The sequence below is a fragment of the Dyadobacter ginsengisoli DSM 21015 genome (assembly GCF_059568735.1).
Window position 1 is genome coordinate 731,291 of the sequence record NZ_JCANTY010000002.1, and the last position, 13,132, is coordinate 744,422.

Consider the following 13,132-nt stretch of genomic DNA (forward strand, 5'->3'; position numbering starts at 1 on the left):
TCAAACTTAAAACGGCGAGGCCAGAAACAGCGAAACAATGGCCTTCCAATGCGATTTGATAAACTTGAATGCCTCTTGCAGCAAATTGGAAACGGATTGAGGCTGAATATCCATCACCACCGCGATCTCCTCGCGTTCCATATCATTGTAAAAACGGAGAAAAACAGCCTCCTTTTGCCTCTTGGGGAGCTCGTTGAGCATTTCGGTCATCCGCGAGGCCAGTAGTCTATCGTTTTCGGATTCGATCAACTGGTATTCTGCGTTGAATTCCAGGTCGAAAACAATGTCGGATTCGTTGTAATAATCCATACAATCCATCCGCAAGCGCGAGGAAAGGCGATGCAGCCGGCGGCGTAATGAAGCGAGCAGGTAAGGCTTCGGCGGGATTTCGGTATTCAACGCATTTCGTTTTTCCCAAATCCCCAAAAAAACATCCTGAATGCAATCCTTGATCAGCTCACGGTCGCCGTTGAATTTAGTGCCGTAGTGAAAAAGCAGATCGTAGGTGCGGTTAATGAGCTGTTCATAAGCGGTGACATCCCCCGAGAGCATTTCCCGCCACAGCCTTTGCTCTTCCTCAAAATACAGGTCCGAACGCGTTAAAGCCTTCATGAAAAACGGATGAATTTTAGTCAGGTTTGAAATCCAAAAGCAGTCGCAACAGCTTTCTTACTACCATCCATCTTATTTAATCTTCAATTTGTCACACTTTACAAGCTACTGCCAGCGCACCGCAATAGCAATGGTAACAAAAAATTTATCGCTTTATGCGGGCTACCCTGGTCTTGCACCGTTAACCAATGGCTATATACGCAATTCGGGAACGATGGCATCCATTTACTGGTTAAGCCCGGTTTACTTTTTTACCCTCAATTGTTTAAGTGCACTTAGGTTAATGGTAATAATCGTGCCGTGCTTATGTCCCTCGGGCACCTTTATCTGGTCCGACACATTCCTAAATGTCCTGAAATCGCTGGTTTTGACCGCCCCGTAAGTCTTGTCCCGGTATTGGTCGAAGTAGATCAGCCAGTCGTCTCCGACCTTCGCTACCGTGGGACCTTCGGTGAGGAATCCCGTGAAGGGAGTGGAGACATTCTGATATGGCCCCAGCGCATCTTGCGCGAATGCGACTTTGATATTGCGCTGTGGACGGGTATTATCCTTTAAAATCAGCACATAGTCGTTTTGCTTCCTTTTCGCGATCACCGCGTCGATCACGCTGAATCCCGGGTCGAAGAACAACGCCGGCCTGGAAAACGTCCTGAAATCCTGGGTGGTGACATAGTACATCCGGTGATTATTGCGCTCATCTTCTTCGCCTTTCGGGAATTTAAATGGGATCGTCGATGCCCAGATAATCACAAAACGGTCTTTGTCCTCATCGTAATGCAGCTCAGGCGCCCATACATTCACCACTTCGGGCTCATGCTCCATTACAGGGATAAAGCGCTGCTCAGACCAATGCACCAGATCGCGCGAGCTGGCATACCCGAAACCCTTATCACCCTTCCAATTAGTGGTCCACACGAGGTGAAATGTACCATCTTTTCCTCTTGCAATGGAGGGATCCCGCATGAGCTTGCCGCCAACTTCGGGTTTGAGGTAACCGCCGCCCAGGTCGGTCCAGTGGTAGCCGTCGTTGCTGTATGCGAGATGCAGGCCATCGGTAGCCGGTTCGCGGAATGACGTAAACAGGTAAGCCTGCTTTTGGCAGGAAAGCAAGAGACAGGCCGCCAGTACAACCAACAGTCGGGCTCTAATCATTTTTGGAGTTGGATTTATCGATAATCACCGCAAGCAGGATCACCAGGCCTTTCACGACCTGCTGCCAGAATGGCGACACATTCAAAAGTACCAAACCATTATTCAGCACCCCGATGATGATCGCTCCCTGCACAGTCCCGAGAATGCTCCCACGCCCGCCCGAAAGCGACGTCCCACCGATCACGACGGCCGCGATCGAATCGAGTTCGTAACTGATACCTGCATTGGGTTGGGCCGAATCGAGGCGCGATGTGACCATGATCCCACCCACTGCCGCCAGCGCCCCGGCAATGGTATAGACGATTATTTTGACCTTATTGACGTCGATCCCCGACAATCGTGAGGCGCTTTCATTGCCTCCAATGGCGTAAATGTAGCGCCCGATCCGCGTCTTGTCCGTCAGGAAAACGGCCATTGCCACCACAATGATAGAAATCCATACCGGTACCGGGATCCCCAGCAGCCAGCCGGTTCCAATGTACAGGAACGTATCGCCCAACCCGCTGATCGGGAAACCGCCTGTCCAAAGCATCGTAAGGCCGCGGGCGACGGTCAGCATGGCGAGTGTGGCGACAAAAGGAGGGACTTTGAAGTGTGTAATGGCCCATCCATTGAATGCGCCCAGCATAGAGCCGGCCAGGATACCCGCCAGCATGGCGCCCAGCATGGTAAAACCGACGTAAAGATTTTCAGAAGGTATTTCAATGCCGTTTTTAAGTAATCCGGCTGTAATCGCTCCGCACAATGCCAGTACCGATCCTACGGAAAGATCAATGCCGGAGGTAAGGACGATCAGCGTCATACCGGTTGAAATACAGATATTGACGGAAATCTGCCGCATCACATTCCAGAGGTTGGAAACACTCAGAAACTTATCCGACAAAATACTCAACGCCAGACAAAGCAGAAAAAGGGCGATGAGTGACTGGAAGCGGGCAAGCGGTAAACCGCTGATCAACCTCGGCTGTCCGCTGTCGGCTGTCGGCTTTTTATTGGTGGCAGTTTGTTCGCTGCTGGTCATTTCATATATCTTTTGTGCCATAGGATGTCTCTCATTCACAAATTTCTATTCATATCAATCATCTGACGGCCGATTCCCGACAGCCGAAGTTTCACTTCCAATTGCTTTCTTCAAAATCCCGTCCTCCGTGGCTTCGCTCGCCAAAAATTCACCCGTCAGCCGGCCTTCGGCCATGACCAGGATTCGGTCGGAAATGGCCAGGATCTCCGGTAGTTCCGATGAAACCACCAGTATCCCCAATCCTTCATCGGCCAGGCGGATGATCAGTTTGTAGATCTCCGTTTTGGCATTGATGTCGATCCCCCGGGTAGGTTCGTCGAGCAGGAGCAGTTTCGGGCGTGTGGCGAGCCATTTGGCGAGCACAATCTTCTGCTGGTTGCCCCCGCTTAGGTTTTTCGCCTGCTGCTGTTTCGACGGGGTCTTGATCCGGAGCTCATTGATATAATGGTCGGCCAACGCGCGTTCCTTCGCATTGCTAATTGCCCCCAGCGCCTCCATCTCCCCAAGAGTCGTCAGGCTGATGTTTGTCTTTACATCCAGGCCGAGCACCAGTCCGTCCTTTTTCCGGTCCTCGGGCACGAGCGCGAGCCCGGCAGCGATCGCGCGCGAAGGCGAATCACAGCAAACCTGGTCTCCGTCCATCAGAACCTGCCCTTTGGTATGTGCCGGATGCATGCCGAAAATCGCTTCGAGCAACTCCGTCCGTCCGGCGCCCATTAATCCGAAAAGGCCGACGATTTCGCCCCTTCCAACACAGAAAGAAACATCGGTGAGCACATTACCCACCTTCATCGGATTTTTAAGGTTTAGTTTTTTCACTTCCAGCAGTGGCTCGCCAGTGCCACGGTCTGCCGCTTTCCGCATGATTTCGATCTTCCGCCCCACCATTTTGCTGATGAGTAAATCCTGCGTCATGCCTTCCATCCGCCCCGACCCGATGCTTTTGCCGTCGCGCAGCACCACATAATTATCGGCAATGCGGAACAGCTCGTCGAGCTTATGCGAGACATACACAATGGCTTTGTTTTGCGCTTTCAAACCAGCGATGATATCGAACAATACTTCCACCTCGCTGCCCGTGATGGCCGATGTAGGTTCATCCATGATGATCAGTTCGGCGTCGGTCAGCAATGCCTTTGCGATTTCGATGATCTGTTGCTGGCCTACTTTGAGCTTGAATACCGGAGAATCGGGATTCACCCTGAGTTTGAGCCGATCCAGTAATTCCTGGGTCCTTTTGCGCATCCGGCTCTTGTCCATCGTTCCGTACTGCGTCACGAGTTCGCGGCCAAGAAAGATATTTTCTGTGATGGTCAGATAAGGGATCAGGTTCAGTTCCTGGTGGATGATCGCGACACCTTGTTGTTGGGCATCCTTCGGCCCGGCAAACCTGACAGGCTCACCCTTGTAATGGATTTCGCCTTCAAAATCGGGATACACACCCGACAGGATTTTCATCAGGGTCGATTTCCCGGCACCATTCTCGCCGATCAGCGCCGTCACTTTTCCTGCCTCGATCGACAGTGAAACATCGTCTAATGCCAAGACGCCTGGAAACCGCTTGGTGATCTGCTTCACTTCCAACAAGGCATCCGCTGTTTCCGTCATGGCTTTTTGATTTGGAGACTCACAGGAATGAGTTCCGGTGACTGCGTTTTCAAATGTTCGCGGTTGAGCTCGATAGCCCCGCTGAATGCGACCCTGTCGCCTTTCTTTACTTCGGATTTGAACGAGGGCACGACCTTCTCGCGGATGATCTTGTTGATCTCGGCCGATACATTGTTGAAATCCATGGAGTTGGTGAACGCATTGATATCGATCGTGCCGGAAGCGTCACGCACGGCATTGCCAAAAATATATTCGGTTGCGATCCGCACTTCCGAACCTGCTCCGGAGCCCGTCCGGACAGTCACCTGGTTCTCATCCAAGCCGGTGACCATCCCTGTTCCTTTAATCATAAAATACCGGACATTGCCGATGCCGAGCGCATGCGAATAGTCGTCGAATGCCTTGTCCTTATCGGTGGCCAGTAATGTATTTAGAGTAGTCAATTCAACCGCCTTGCCCAGTCCGGGCATCAGCTGTTTCTCCCAGAAATCTTTGGCATAAGCGGCGGCATTGAAAGCCGCATTACCCGCCTTCACCTCATCCAGCTTTTTGAAGTACACAGAATTATATGCCAGTAAGGCGAAAATCCCCACGTAGAGAACATATCGGATCGATTTGGACATCGTTATTCTTTTTCGCCGTAAGCGGCATAATTTTCAACATTATCCTTTCTGACTAATTCCACTGCCACCGGCATTTTGCGCGGAAAATCGCGTTTCCCTTTGAAATAGGCATCTGCAAAAGTCGCGGCCGTCTGGGCCATTACCTCGGGGAACTGCATGCCGGTCGCGAGGATCTTACCGTCCTGGATGGATTTGACCACATCCTCGGCCCCATCGAACCCAAAAACCTTTACGCGATCCGCTTTCCCCGCTGCCACCAGCGCCTGGTAAGCGCCCATTGCCATCGCATCGTTCCCGCAAAACACGCCATCAATGTCCGGATGTGCTTGCAGGATCGACTCCATCACCTCCATCGCCTTATTCCGGTCGAAATCAGCGCTTTGCTGAGCGACCATTTTCAGGTCGGGATAAAAGTCCACGACGCTGTGAAAGCCTTTGGAGCGATTCCAGGTATTGTTGTCGCCCACCATCCCGAGGATTTCCACGTATTTCCCCTTTTTATTGAGCGTTTCCACAAAATACTTCCCGATCGCGACGCAGCCCGAATAGCTGTCCGACAAGATCTGGGACGTAGCGACCTCATTCGCATTCACCTCGCGGTCCATGCAAAAAACAGGTATGCCGGCAGCTTTTGCACTTTTTACATTCATAATGGAGCCGTCTGCATCCGTGGGATTGAACAGAATGGCATCATAGCCGGAAGCGATCGCATTGTCGAAATGGTCGGTTTCCAGGGCGGTATTGTTTTGAGAATCAAAAATTTTGGATTCGTAGCCGAGCTCCTTCGCTTTCGCTTCCGCTTTTTGGGCCAGAAACACAAACCACGGGTTATTCAGCGTCGAAACGACGATCGCGATCTTTTTGCCATCTTCTTCGGATTGTTTTGTTTTACAACCGATAAATCCAAGTCCGAAAAGTATGCAGAAAAGTGCTATCCGGAAATGCATGGTGATTTTCATAATGCAACGGGTTTAGGCAGCCGGTTCTTTACGGGTACACAGTCACGATCACACGCTGGTACCGGGTCAGCGAAGGTGTGCCGTTATCGGTCACGGCGAGTACCACGTGAATCGTTTCCGGTTTTTCCACCCTGGGAGCGACAAAAAATGTTTGCGCCGCTTTACTATCCTTGATTCCGATGGGCTCTTTGATATTGTAACTGCCGGGCTCGGGATAGTAGATCCACTCATAGGTCAGGGTTTGTCCATCCGGGTCCTGAGAGCCTTCCGCGTTAAGTATCACCTGCTCTCCGGTTTTGGTATTCATGCGCGTACCGCCTTTTACGACCGCCCTGGGCGGGTGATTGGCTTCTTTGTAGGGTTTTATTGTCCAGTCCATCCGCGCCGCAAAATCGTGCTGGAACGCTTCCCGCCAGCGCCATAATGTGGCTTTGTTGCTCGTGTGGAACGCGCCGTCGACGCCCTTTACCTCGTCCATCGCGTCGGTATAGATCGGTCTGGTTTCAGGTTCGTAAAAGTATTTGAGTGTGCGCGGCGTGTAGAGTTCATATCTTCCCCCCCAGCCTCCGTATTCGGGGCGCTCGGGGTCGTTCAGGCCGTTGCTAATCAATCCCAGGAACGAGGGGGTATCGCCTTCCATGAGGAATTTAGTAAAAGGATATTCAGCACCCATGGGGCCGTGGCTGCGCACGTGCTCGTCGAGCCAGGGATTGTCGACGATCTCGAAATTAGCACCGGTGAAGCGGCCATGAAATTTATCACCGCTGATACCCGACCACGTCGCATAGTGGTAGGCACCTGCTGCATGGTAACCGGGGCTGCCTACATAAAACAGATCCGGAAAGTTTTTCCTGATCCACGGACCGGTATCATCCTGGTCCGAAATCGTGTACATCCTGATTTTGGAAACAAATTTCTTCAAATCCTCCGGCGAGCGGGTCATTTTCACTTTCCAAAGCGCCTGCGCCAGACAGTTGGCCCCGCCCCAAACCGGGATCCATACCGGGCGATCGTCCTTTTTATCTACTACCTTGATAATCCATTCCGATCCTTCCGAATCCTTCCCTTTACCAACTGCATTCATTCCGAATTCGGGATAGCTGCTTTTGACAATGCTCAGCAGGTACCCGGCTTCCGGGTAGCCTTTTTCGTGCAGAAGCAGATTGCTCCTGACTTTTCCGTAAGCATCGATGAGCTGCCTGATCTTCTCCGGGGCGATGCGTTTTTGCTGATGGATAGAGGTCGTGGCGACCAACCCTTCCACATCCCATTGATTGGAATACGTCAAAAACCGGACCATCGACTGGGTGTCGTCCGGCTCGTTTTCAATGTCTGTCAGTACCAGCACGCGGTGTTTGGGTGCTGTTTCCTGTGCAGACACCGTACCCGCCCAAAGCAACCCCACGCAACAGAAGATCTTTCTTATCAGCTTCATAAATTTTTATCAAATAACCCTATTCGAAAAAGATCCGGTCATATAACGACTAACTAACCGCTGGTTTACACCTACGCGATCAACGATTTTCGTCGCACAGCGCTAACGCGGCCGCAGCTATACCTTCTTTGGAAATACCATAATGGCTGAAAATTTCCAGCTGGGAGCCGGTCACCGTATACTCATCGGGTATTCCCATGATTTTGAAACGGTTGTGATAGTTTTGCTGGATCAGGAAAGAGGCGCAGGCTTCTCCCAGCCCGCCATAAATGCTGTGTTCCTCTATTGTGACAATGGGTTTACCGGCAGATGCGATCTCTGCGAGCAAATCATAATCCAGGGGTTTGATCGTGTGCATACTGACGACCGCCGCTGAGATCCCTGACACTTCTTCCAGCTTTTCTGCCGCCTGCAATGCGGGTGCTACTGTTTCGCCGGTCGCGATCAAAGTGAGATCCCCGCCCTCACGAACGATACGGCCTTTGCCAAACTCAAACGTCTTTTCTTCTTCGGAAAGCAATGGCATCTGTTTTTTGCCAAAGCGGATATAAACCGGAAGGTCGGTCTTTGCCGCAAGGCGAATAGCCTGCTCGGTTTCGAAATTATCTGCCGGCGCGACTACGATCAGGTTGTTAATCGTGCGCAAAACGGCGAAGTCATGCAGGCTGTGGTGTGTAGACCCCAATGCACCGTAGCTCACTCCGGCGCTGATGCCGATCAGCTTGACGGGGTTGTTGGAATAAGCGACATCGTTTTTGATCTGTTCCAGGGCCCGGGCCGTTAGAAAACAGGCCGGAGAAACGGCAAATACCTTCTTGCCTGTCGAGGCGAGACCAGCCGACACGCCGACGAGATTCTGCTCAGCAATGCCTACTTCGATGATTTGCTCCGGAAATTTCTGCCCGAACGGCACCAGTTTACCCGAACCGCGCGAATCGCTGGTCACCACGATAATGTCCCGGTCGGTTTTGGCCAGTTGCTGAAGTGTTCCTGAAAAAACTTCCAGGTTGGCGCGGTTGGTTACCGCTACATTCTCAATAGTCGCGTCCACTATTTCTTACATTTAAAGTCTGTTGTCAGGTTACCTGTAAGCCGCTCAGGGAAGTGTTTCTTCCAAAAGTTCCAGCTCCTGTATCGCATCGGCATACTGTTTGGGGTCGGGTACGCCGTGGTGCCATTTCAATTGATTTTCCATATAACTGACCCCCTTTCCTTTCACGGTATGGGCGATCACGAGGCTGGGTTTGCCTTTTTCGAAAGGAATGGCGTCGAATGCCTCCATCAGTTCTCCGATATTATGCCCGTCGACATGCCGCACGGCCCATCCAAATGCTTCGAATTTCTGGTCGACCGGGTCGGTATTGCAGACATTCGCCGTCGGGCCGGTGATCTGAAGCGTATTCTTGTCCAGGATTGCGCAAAGGTTGTCGAGCTTGTAATGTGCAGCCGACAATGCCGCCTCCCAGTTGGACCCTTCCGGCAACTCCCCGTCGCCCAGGACCGTAAACACTTTGAAATCACGCTTGTCGAGTTTGCCGGCCAATGCCGTGCCTACGCTCAGCGACAGGCCATGCCCCAATGCCCCGGTATTCTGCTCCACTCCGTGCACTTTACGGGTGGGGTGTCCGATGTAATGCGACTGGTATTTGCACAACGTATCCAGGTCTGATTCCGGAAAGAAGCCACGGGATGCGAGCACCACATACAATGCTTCCACGGTGTGTCCTTTGCTTTGGATATAACGGTCGCGGTCGGGAGAGCCGAAATGAGCTGCGTCTACATTCATCGTATGATTGTAGAGCACATTCAATATATCTATACACGACAGGCTCCCGCCGGTGTGGCCTGCTTTGGCCTGGTAGATATACTTGAGTATTTTCTTTCGGTACTCCACCGATTTGCGCGCCAGTTCCTTTTCCGACATGACTCTTAGCATTAGTCCGGTAATCGCTTCCGGTATGGGTAAATGATACTGATCGTTCAGGGTCTAGTTTTGCGAAACGAGCTCGCGGTCGGGCAGGCGGGCAGGATAGGGTTGATTTACAGGCTCGTCAAAAACCTGTACTTCCCATCCCATGTAATTGCCCAGTGCCTCTTTCAATATACCGGCAGTTTTGGAGGCATTCATCACCACATGGTGTTCGAAGCCATTCCGGCAGATATAATGCATCAGGTTCTGGAGGTTTGGAATCTCGGCCACGGCACGGTTGCCGAACGTTTTCAGGCTGTCGTCCGTGAGTCGCCCCTCGCCTATGTAAGCCTTCATGATCCCGCGCGGGTCGTCCGTGCTGATGCGCCCGAACGTGAGCGGTGACGCAGGCGTGCGCCCGGCTAACGCGCCCCAGGTGTTTTCCTCGCCCACGGAAGTGCCGAGAATTGGTGCCGTACTGATCTCAATGTCCGGCAAAAACGATTTTGCCCAGTTGCCGCAGTGGAACAGCACACATTTGTTATCGTCGTTGGCGTAGTTATTGTTCCAATCCACCAATGCGCTCGGGGAGCCCGACGCAAGCTGTAATGCATACATACTCAATGTACCTGTCACGTCTACCTCGCAGCCGCTGGGCATCATGTTTTCACTCATAATGCTCATGCTTGTACACACATTGCAGCCATAGTTCTGCTGTACCGAAGTCCAGCATTGTATTGCCGTGGCATCCAATGCATTAGCTTCAATAAAATCTCCTAAAACCACATCCAGCTTCGCCATCTGGATCAACGCTTCGTCCGGCGTGCGGCCACGCGACGCGTAGGATGTAATCTTGTCCAGGCGCTCCTTTACTTTCGAATCCTGCGCGGTCAGCTTGTTGGCATGGCCCAGAATCTCCGACAAATCGACGGTTACGACTGAAATGCCGTTCCGCTGCAATATCTTTTCACTGTAACGTACTGTATTGAAACCGCCCGGACGAGCGCCGATTGCGCCAATGCGTACATTACGCAAACCCTTCGTAACGCGGCAAACCGCTACGAAATCAGTCAGATCTTTGATGAATGACGGATCTGTTGGATGCACGACGTGTTTCGTAGTGAGCGTGTATTTGATCCCGTATTGATAAAGGTTGTTGCAGGCCGAGATTTTCCCGCACCACGAATCGCGGCGCCGGGCCACGTCCAGTTTGTCCAGATCGTCGGGATAGCCCTGCACGAGCACAGGCACATTCAGGTCGGCCAGTTTCAACGTCTCGGCGACTCCCCTTTCGTCCCCGAAGTTGGGCAACACCACCAGGATCCCGGTAATATCGTCCCGATGCTGACGGAATAGCCACGCACATTTCTGTGCATCCTGGAACGTCTCGACACCACCCAGTTTGGTATCTTCGGTATCGAGCATGATCCCATTGATATTCAGTTTTTTCAGCAAATCGACAATCTCTGTCCGTGCCTCGGCTACCAACCGGTCCGGGAAGAAATCTCTGTTACCAATAATGACTCCGATACTTTGTATGTTCATGGTATGTGAGCAATAGGCTATAAGCTGTATGTTTTAAGCTTTTATATTGACTTATTCGGTCATTCAATCATTTAGTCATTCAAAATTGACTACTCCGCTATAATCAGCTCGATTTCATTGTCGTGAAAGAGCTGCTGATGTTTCTCCTCGATGCCCGCGTCGGTAATGATGTAATCGATCAGCGAGAGGGCACCCAGACTGGCGAAAGCACTTTTGCCTACTTTGGTCGAATCAGCCACCAGATAGGTCGTGTCGGCCGCATCGATCATCGCCTTTTTCACCACCAGGTCGCTGATACTCGGATAGGTAAGCCCCGCTTTCAGCGACAGTCCTGCCGTGGCCAGAAACAGTTTCTGTACATTCAGGCCTTTGAAAAAATCGGCAGCCTTCTGCCCCGTCAGCGATAAGGTAGGTGGCTTGAACTCGCCTCCCGTCATGATCACCTCGATCCCCGTTTCCGCGCCCAGTATCAATGCGATGTTCAATGCATTGGTAATGACCGTCAGGTGCTTGTTGCTCCCCCGCAACTTCTTCGCAATCTCCGTCGTGGTCGAGCCCGAATCCAGGATGATCGTATCCCCATTGGAAATGAATTCCAGGCATTTTGCCGCGATCAACTCCTTTTTGTCCAGATTTTCCTGGTTGGCCAACGAAAAGTTGCGGACCTGATCCTCCACATTCTTGAGGAAAGCCCCCCCGTGCTCTTTGATCACCAGGCCGTCTTTTTCAAGCTTATCCAGATCCTGGCGGATTGTAACTTCCGTCACTTTAAAGAGCCTGGCCAGATCGATCACTTTGGCGGAGCCATCCTCCTTCAATAATTCAAGTATTTTTTCTCTTCTCTGATTTGCCAGCATTGTTTTAACTTTTGTTTTTTACCTAAAAATAGATGGAAAAGAAACAATTCGTCATATACCGACAAAAAATAAACCTATTCACAGCTCAAATAGAATATCTAAACTTATCAAAAGCAAATTTACGTAAATAAAAGAAAATAAAAATAGAAAATTGAAAATAATAGTGAGTTATTGTGCTATTATTTCTTTGTATATCAACAACTGACTGATTTTAACCTGACTTCCATTCCGCCTTTGCCTGGTACACCTGCTATGAAAAACCTGTTCATCGGAATCCTGATACTGAGCGCCAGTAGCCCGGCGAATGCCCAATCCGAAAAAGAAGAAAAATTACCGCCTCCTTCCGCAACGGAAGACTGGTCCTTCAAACCACCGCTTGTCATTCCCGGCGAGACCGGCGCACAACCACCTTCGGACGCAGTCCTGTTATACGGCGGTCAGGCTGACCTCGGCAAATGGGAGCACCCTGACGGGTTGGCCGTAAAATGGAGACCCGACGGCGAGGCATTGACTATCGTGCCCAAAACCACCGACATCCGCACCAAACAGAAGTTCGGAAACATACAACTCCATTTGGAATGGCGCACGCCCGATCCGTCGGAAGACAAGGATTTTAACCGTGGCAACAGCGGTGTACTGATCATGGGGCTTTATGAATTGCAGATTTACGAATCCTATCACTACGACACCAAAATCTACTACAACGGGCAGGCAGGCAGCGTCTACAAACAACATGCTCCACTCGTGAACGCCGCCCGCAAACCACAGGCCTGGCAGACTTATGATGTGATTTTCGAAGCACCGGTTTTTAAGGCGGACAAAACCCTGGACAAGCCGGCCTACATGACGGTGCTACATAATAATGTATTGATTTTAAACCATGTCGAATTAAAAGGACCGATGGTGTATCAGGGGTATCCAAAATATCGGTATCACGATGCTAAACTGCCTTTGCAGTTGCAGGAGCACGGGAGCCGGGTGAGTTTCCGGAATATTTGGGTGCGGGAGTTGTAGGCAGCGCCGTTTGATAACCAAAAATCCGCGTTTGGAAACAAAATTCCAAAACAAGAAATATGATTTTCAAAATTGAAACAATAATTTTACCAGCAAACTCGTGGTTATTGTTTCACATAAAGCGATCAGAGCGTTTTGTTCCAAAAATCCTGCACTGGAAACTGCTTTGGATAGGTGGTACGAAGAAACTCTTAAGGCCGATTGGGCCCATTTTCAGGATATGAAACAGACCTTCAATTCTGTTGATCCGGTTGGCGATGCACTATATGTATTCAATATTGCAGGAAATAAATGTAGACTGATTGCCCGTGTTCTATTTAAAAAACGGACCCTTTTTATCCGGTTCATCGGCACGCACCAGGAGTATGACTCAGTAGATTTGTCGACGTTGTAATGG

The 13,132-nt window shown here is 50.9% G+C and carries 13 protein-coding genes; 2 read left to right on the plus strand and 11 right to left on the minus strand.

Going from position 1 to position 13,132, the window contains the following annotated elements; all coding sequences use genetic code 11:
* Positions 1–6: 6 nt before the first annotated feature.
* The 11 genes from BP71_RS09355 to BP71_RS09405 all read right to left on the minus strand — a co-directional run bounded on the left by BP71_RS09355 (position 7) and on the right by BP71_RS09405 (position 11,721).
* Positions 7–612, minus strand: a complete 606-nt coding sequence (locus tag BP71_RS09355) for an RNA polymerase sigma factor (protein ID WP_496378403.1) — start codon at positions 610–612, stop codon at positions 7–9.
* Positions 613–855: 243 nt separating this feature from the next.
* Positions 856–1,764 (minus strand): glycoside hydrolase family 43 protein, encoded by a 909-nt coding sequence (locus BP71_RS09360; protein ID WP_496378405.1) that lies wholly within the window; start codon positions 1,762–1,764, stop codon positions 856–858.
* A complete protein-coding gene (locus BP71_RS09365; protein ID WP_496378407.1) occupies positions 1,757–2,806 on the minus strand; it encodes an ABC transporter permease in 1,050 nt (349 codons plus the stop codon). Before BP71_RS09365 ends, BP71_RS09360 begins: the two co-directional genes overlap by 8 nt.
* 33 nt (positions 2,807–2,839) lie before the next feature.
* A complete protein-coding gene (locus BP71_RS09370) occupies positions 2,840–4,393 on the minus strand; it encodes a sugar ABC transporter ATP-binding protein (protein ID WP_496378409.1) in 1,554 nt (517 codons plus the stop codon).
* Positions 4,390–5,016: a DUF2291 domain-containing protein gene (locus BP71_RS09375; protein ID WP_496378411.1), complete on the minus strand. Its 627-nt coding sequence runs from the start codon at positions 5,014–5,016 to the stop codon at positions 4,390–4,392. The genes BP71_RS09370 and BP71_RS09375 overlap by 4 nt, the downstream gene beginning before the upstream one ends.
* Positions 5,017–5,018: 2 nt before the next feature.
* Positions 5,019–5,975, minus strand: coding sequence for a D-ribose ABC transporter substrate-binding protein (locus BP71_RS09380; RefSeq protein ID WP_496378413.1), 957 nt, complete (start codon positions 5,973–5,975; stop codon positions 5,019–5,021).
* A 28-nt stretch (positions 5,976–6,003) separates the two neighbouring features.
* Complete coding sequence (locus BP71_RS09385; protein ID WP_496378415.1) at positions 6,004–7,410, minus strand: DUF1593 domain-containing protein; 1,407 nt, start codon at positions 7,408–7,410, stop codon at positions 6,004–6,006.
* Between the two features lie 79 nt (positions 7,411–7,489).
* The gene (locus BP71_RS09390; protein ID WP_496378417.1) at positions 7,490–8,461 is read right to left on the minus strand and encodes a transketolase family protein; all 972 of its coding nucleotides are present in this window, start codon (positions 8,459–8,461) and stop codon (positions 7,490–7,492) included.
* Between the two features lie 45 nt (positions 8,462–8,506).
* Positions 8,507–9,334, minus strand: coding sequence for a transketolase (locus tag BP71_RS09395; RefSeq protein WP_496378419.1), 828 nt, complete (start codon positions 9,332–9,334; stop codon positions 8,507–8,509).
* A gap of 63 nt (positions 9,335–9,397) precedes the next feature.
* Positions 9,398–10,864, minus strand: coding sequence for an L-fucose/L-arabinose isomerase family protein (locus BP71_RS09400; RefSeq protein WP_496378421.1), 1,467 nt, complete (start codon positions 10,862–10,864; stop codon positions 9,398–9,400).
* A gap of 89 nt (positions 10,865–10,953) precedes the next feature.
* Positions 10,954–11,721 (minus strand): DeoR/GlpR family DNA-binding transcription regulator, encoded by a 768-nt coding sequence (locus BP71_RS09405; RefSeq protein ID WP_234670607.1) that lies wholly within the window; start codon positions 11,719–11,721, stop codon positions 10,954–10,956.
* A 252-nt stretch (positions 11,722–11,973) separates the two neighbouring features.
* Between BP71_RS09405 and BP71_RS09410 the strand changes: the two genes are divergently transcribed.
* Positions 11,974–12,735 carry a 3-keto-disaccharide hydrolase gene (locus tag BP71_RS09410; protein ID WP_496378423.1) on the plus strand — a complete coding sequence of 254 codons (762 nt, stop codon included), beginning with the start codon at positions 11,974–11,976 and terminating at the stop codon, positions 12,733–12,735.
* A gap of 100 nt (positions 12,736–12,835) precedes the next feature.
* A complete protein-coding gene (locus BP71_RS09415) occupies positions 12,836–13,129 on the plus strand; it encodes a type II toxin-antitoxin system HigB family toxin (protein ID WP_496378425.1) in 294 nt (97 codons plus the stop codon).
* Positions 13,130–13,132: the final 3 nt, after the last annotated feature.

Coding starts and splice junctions, on each gene's coding strand:
- BP71_RS09355 (WP_496378403.1), bottom strand. CDS start 612: ATGAAGGCTTTAACGCGTTCGGACCTGTATTTTGAGGAAGAGCAAAGG.
- BP71_RS09360 (WP_496378405.1), bottom strand. CDS start 1,764: ATGATTAGAGCCCGACTGTTGGTTGTACTGGCGGCCTGTCTCTTGCTT.
- BP71_RS09365 (WP_496378407.1), bottom strand. CDS start 2,806: ATGGCACAAAAGATATATGAAATGACCAGCAGCGAACAAACTGCCACC.
- BP71_RS09370 (WP_496378409.1), bottom strand. CDS start 4,393: ATGACGGAAACAGCGGATGCCTTGTTGGAAGTGAAGCAGATCACCAAG.
- BP71_RS09375 (WP_496378411.1), bottom strand. CDS start 5,016: ATGTCCAAATCGATCCGATATGTTCTCTACGTGGGGATTTTCGCCTTA.
- BP71_RS09380 (WP_496378413.1), bottom strand. CDS start 5,975: ATGAAAATCACCATGCATTTCCGGATAGCACTTTTCTGCATACTTTTC.
- BP71_RS09385 (WP_496378415.1), bottom strand. CDS start 7,410: ATGAAGCTGATAAGAAAGATCTTCTGTTGCGTGGGGTTGCTTTGGGCG.
- BP71_RS09395 (WP_496378419.1), bottom strand. CDS start 9,334: ATGTCGGAAAAGGAACTGGCGCGCAAATCGGTGGAGTACCGAAAGAAA.
- BP71_RS09400 (WP_496378421.1), bottom strand. CDS start 10,864: ATGAACATACAAAGTATCGGAGTCATTATTGGTAACAGAGATTTCTTC.
- BP71_RS09405 (WP_234670607.1), bottom strand. CDS start 11,721: ATGCTGGCAAATCAGAGAAGAGAAAAAATACTTGAATTATTGAAGGAG.
- BP71_RS09410 (WP_496378423.1), top strand. CDS start 11,974: ATGAAAAACCTGTTCATCGGAATCCTGATACTGAGCGCCAGTAGCCCG.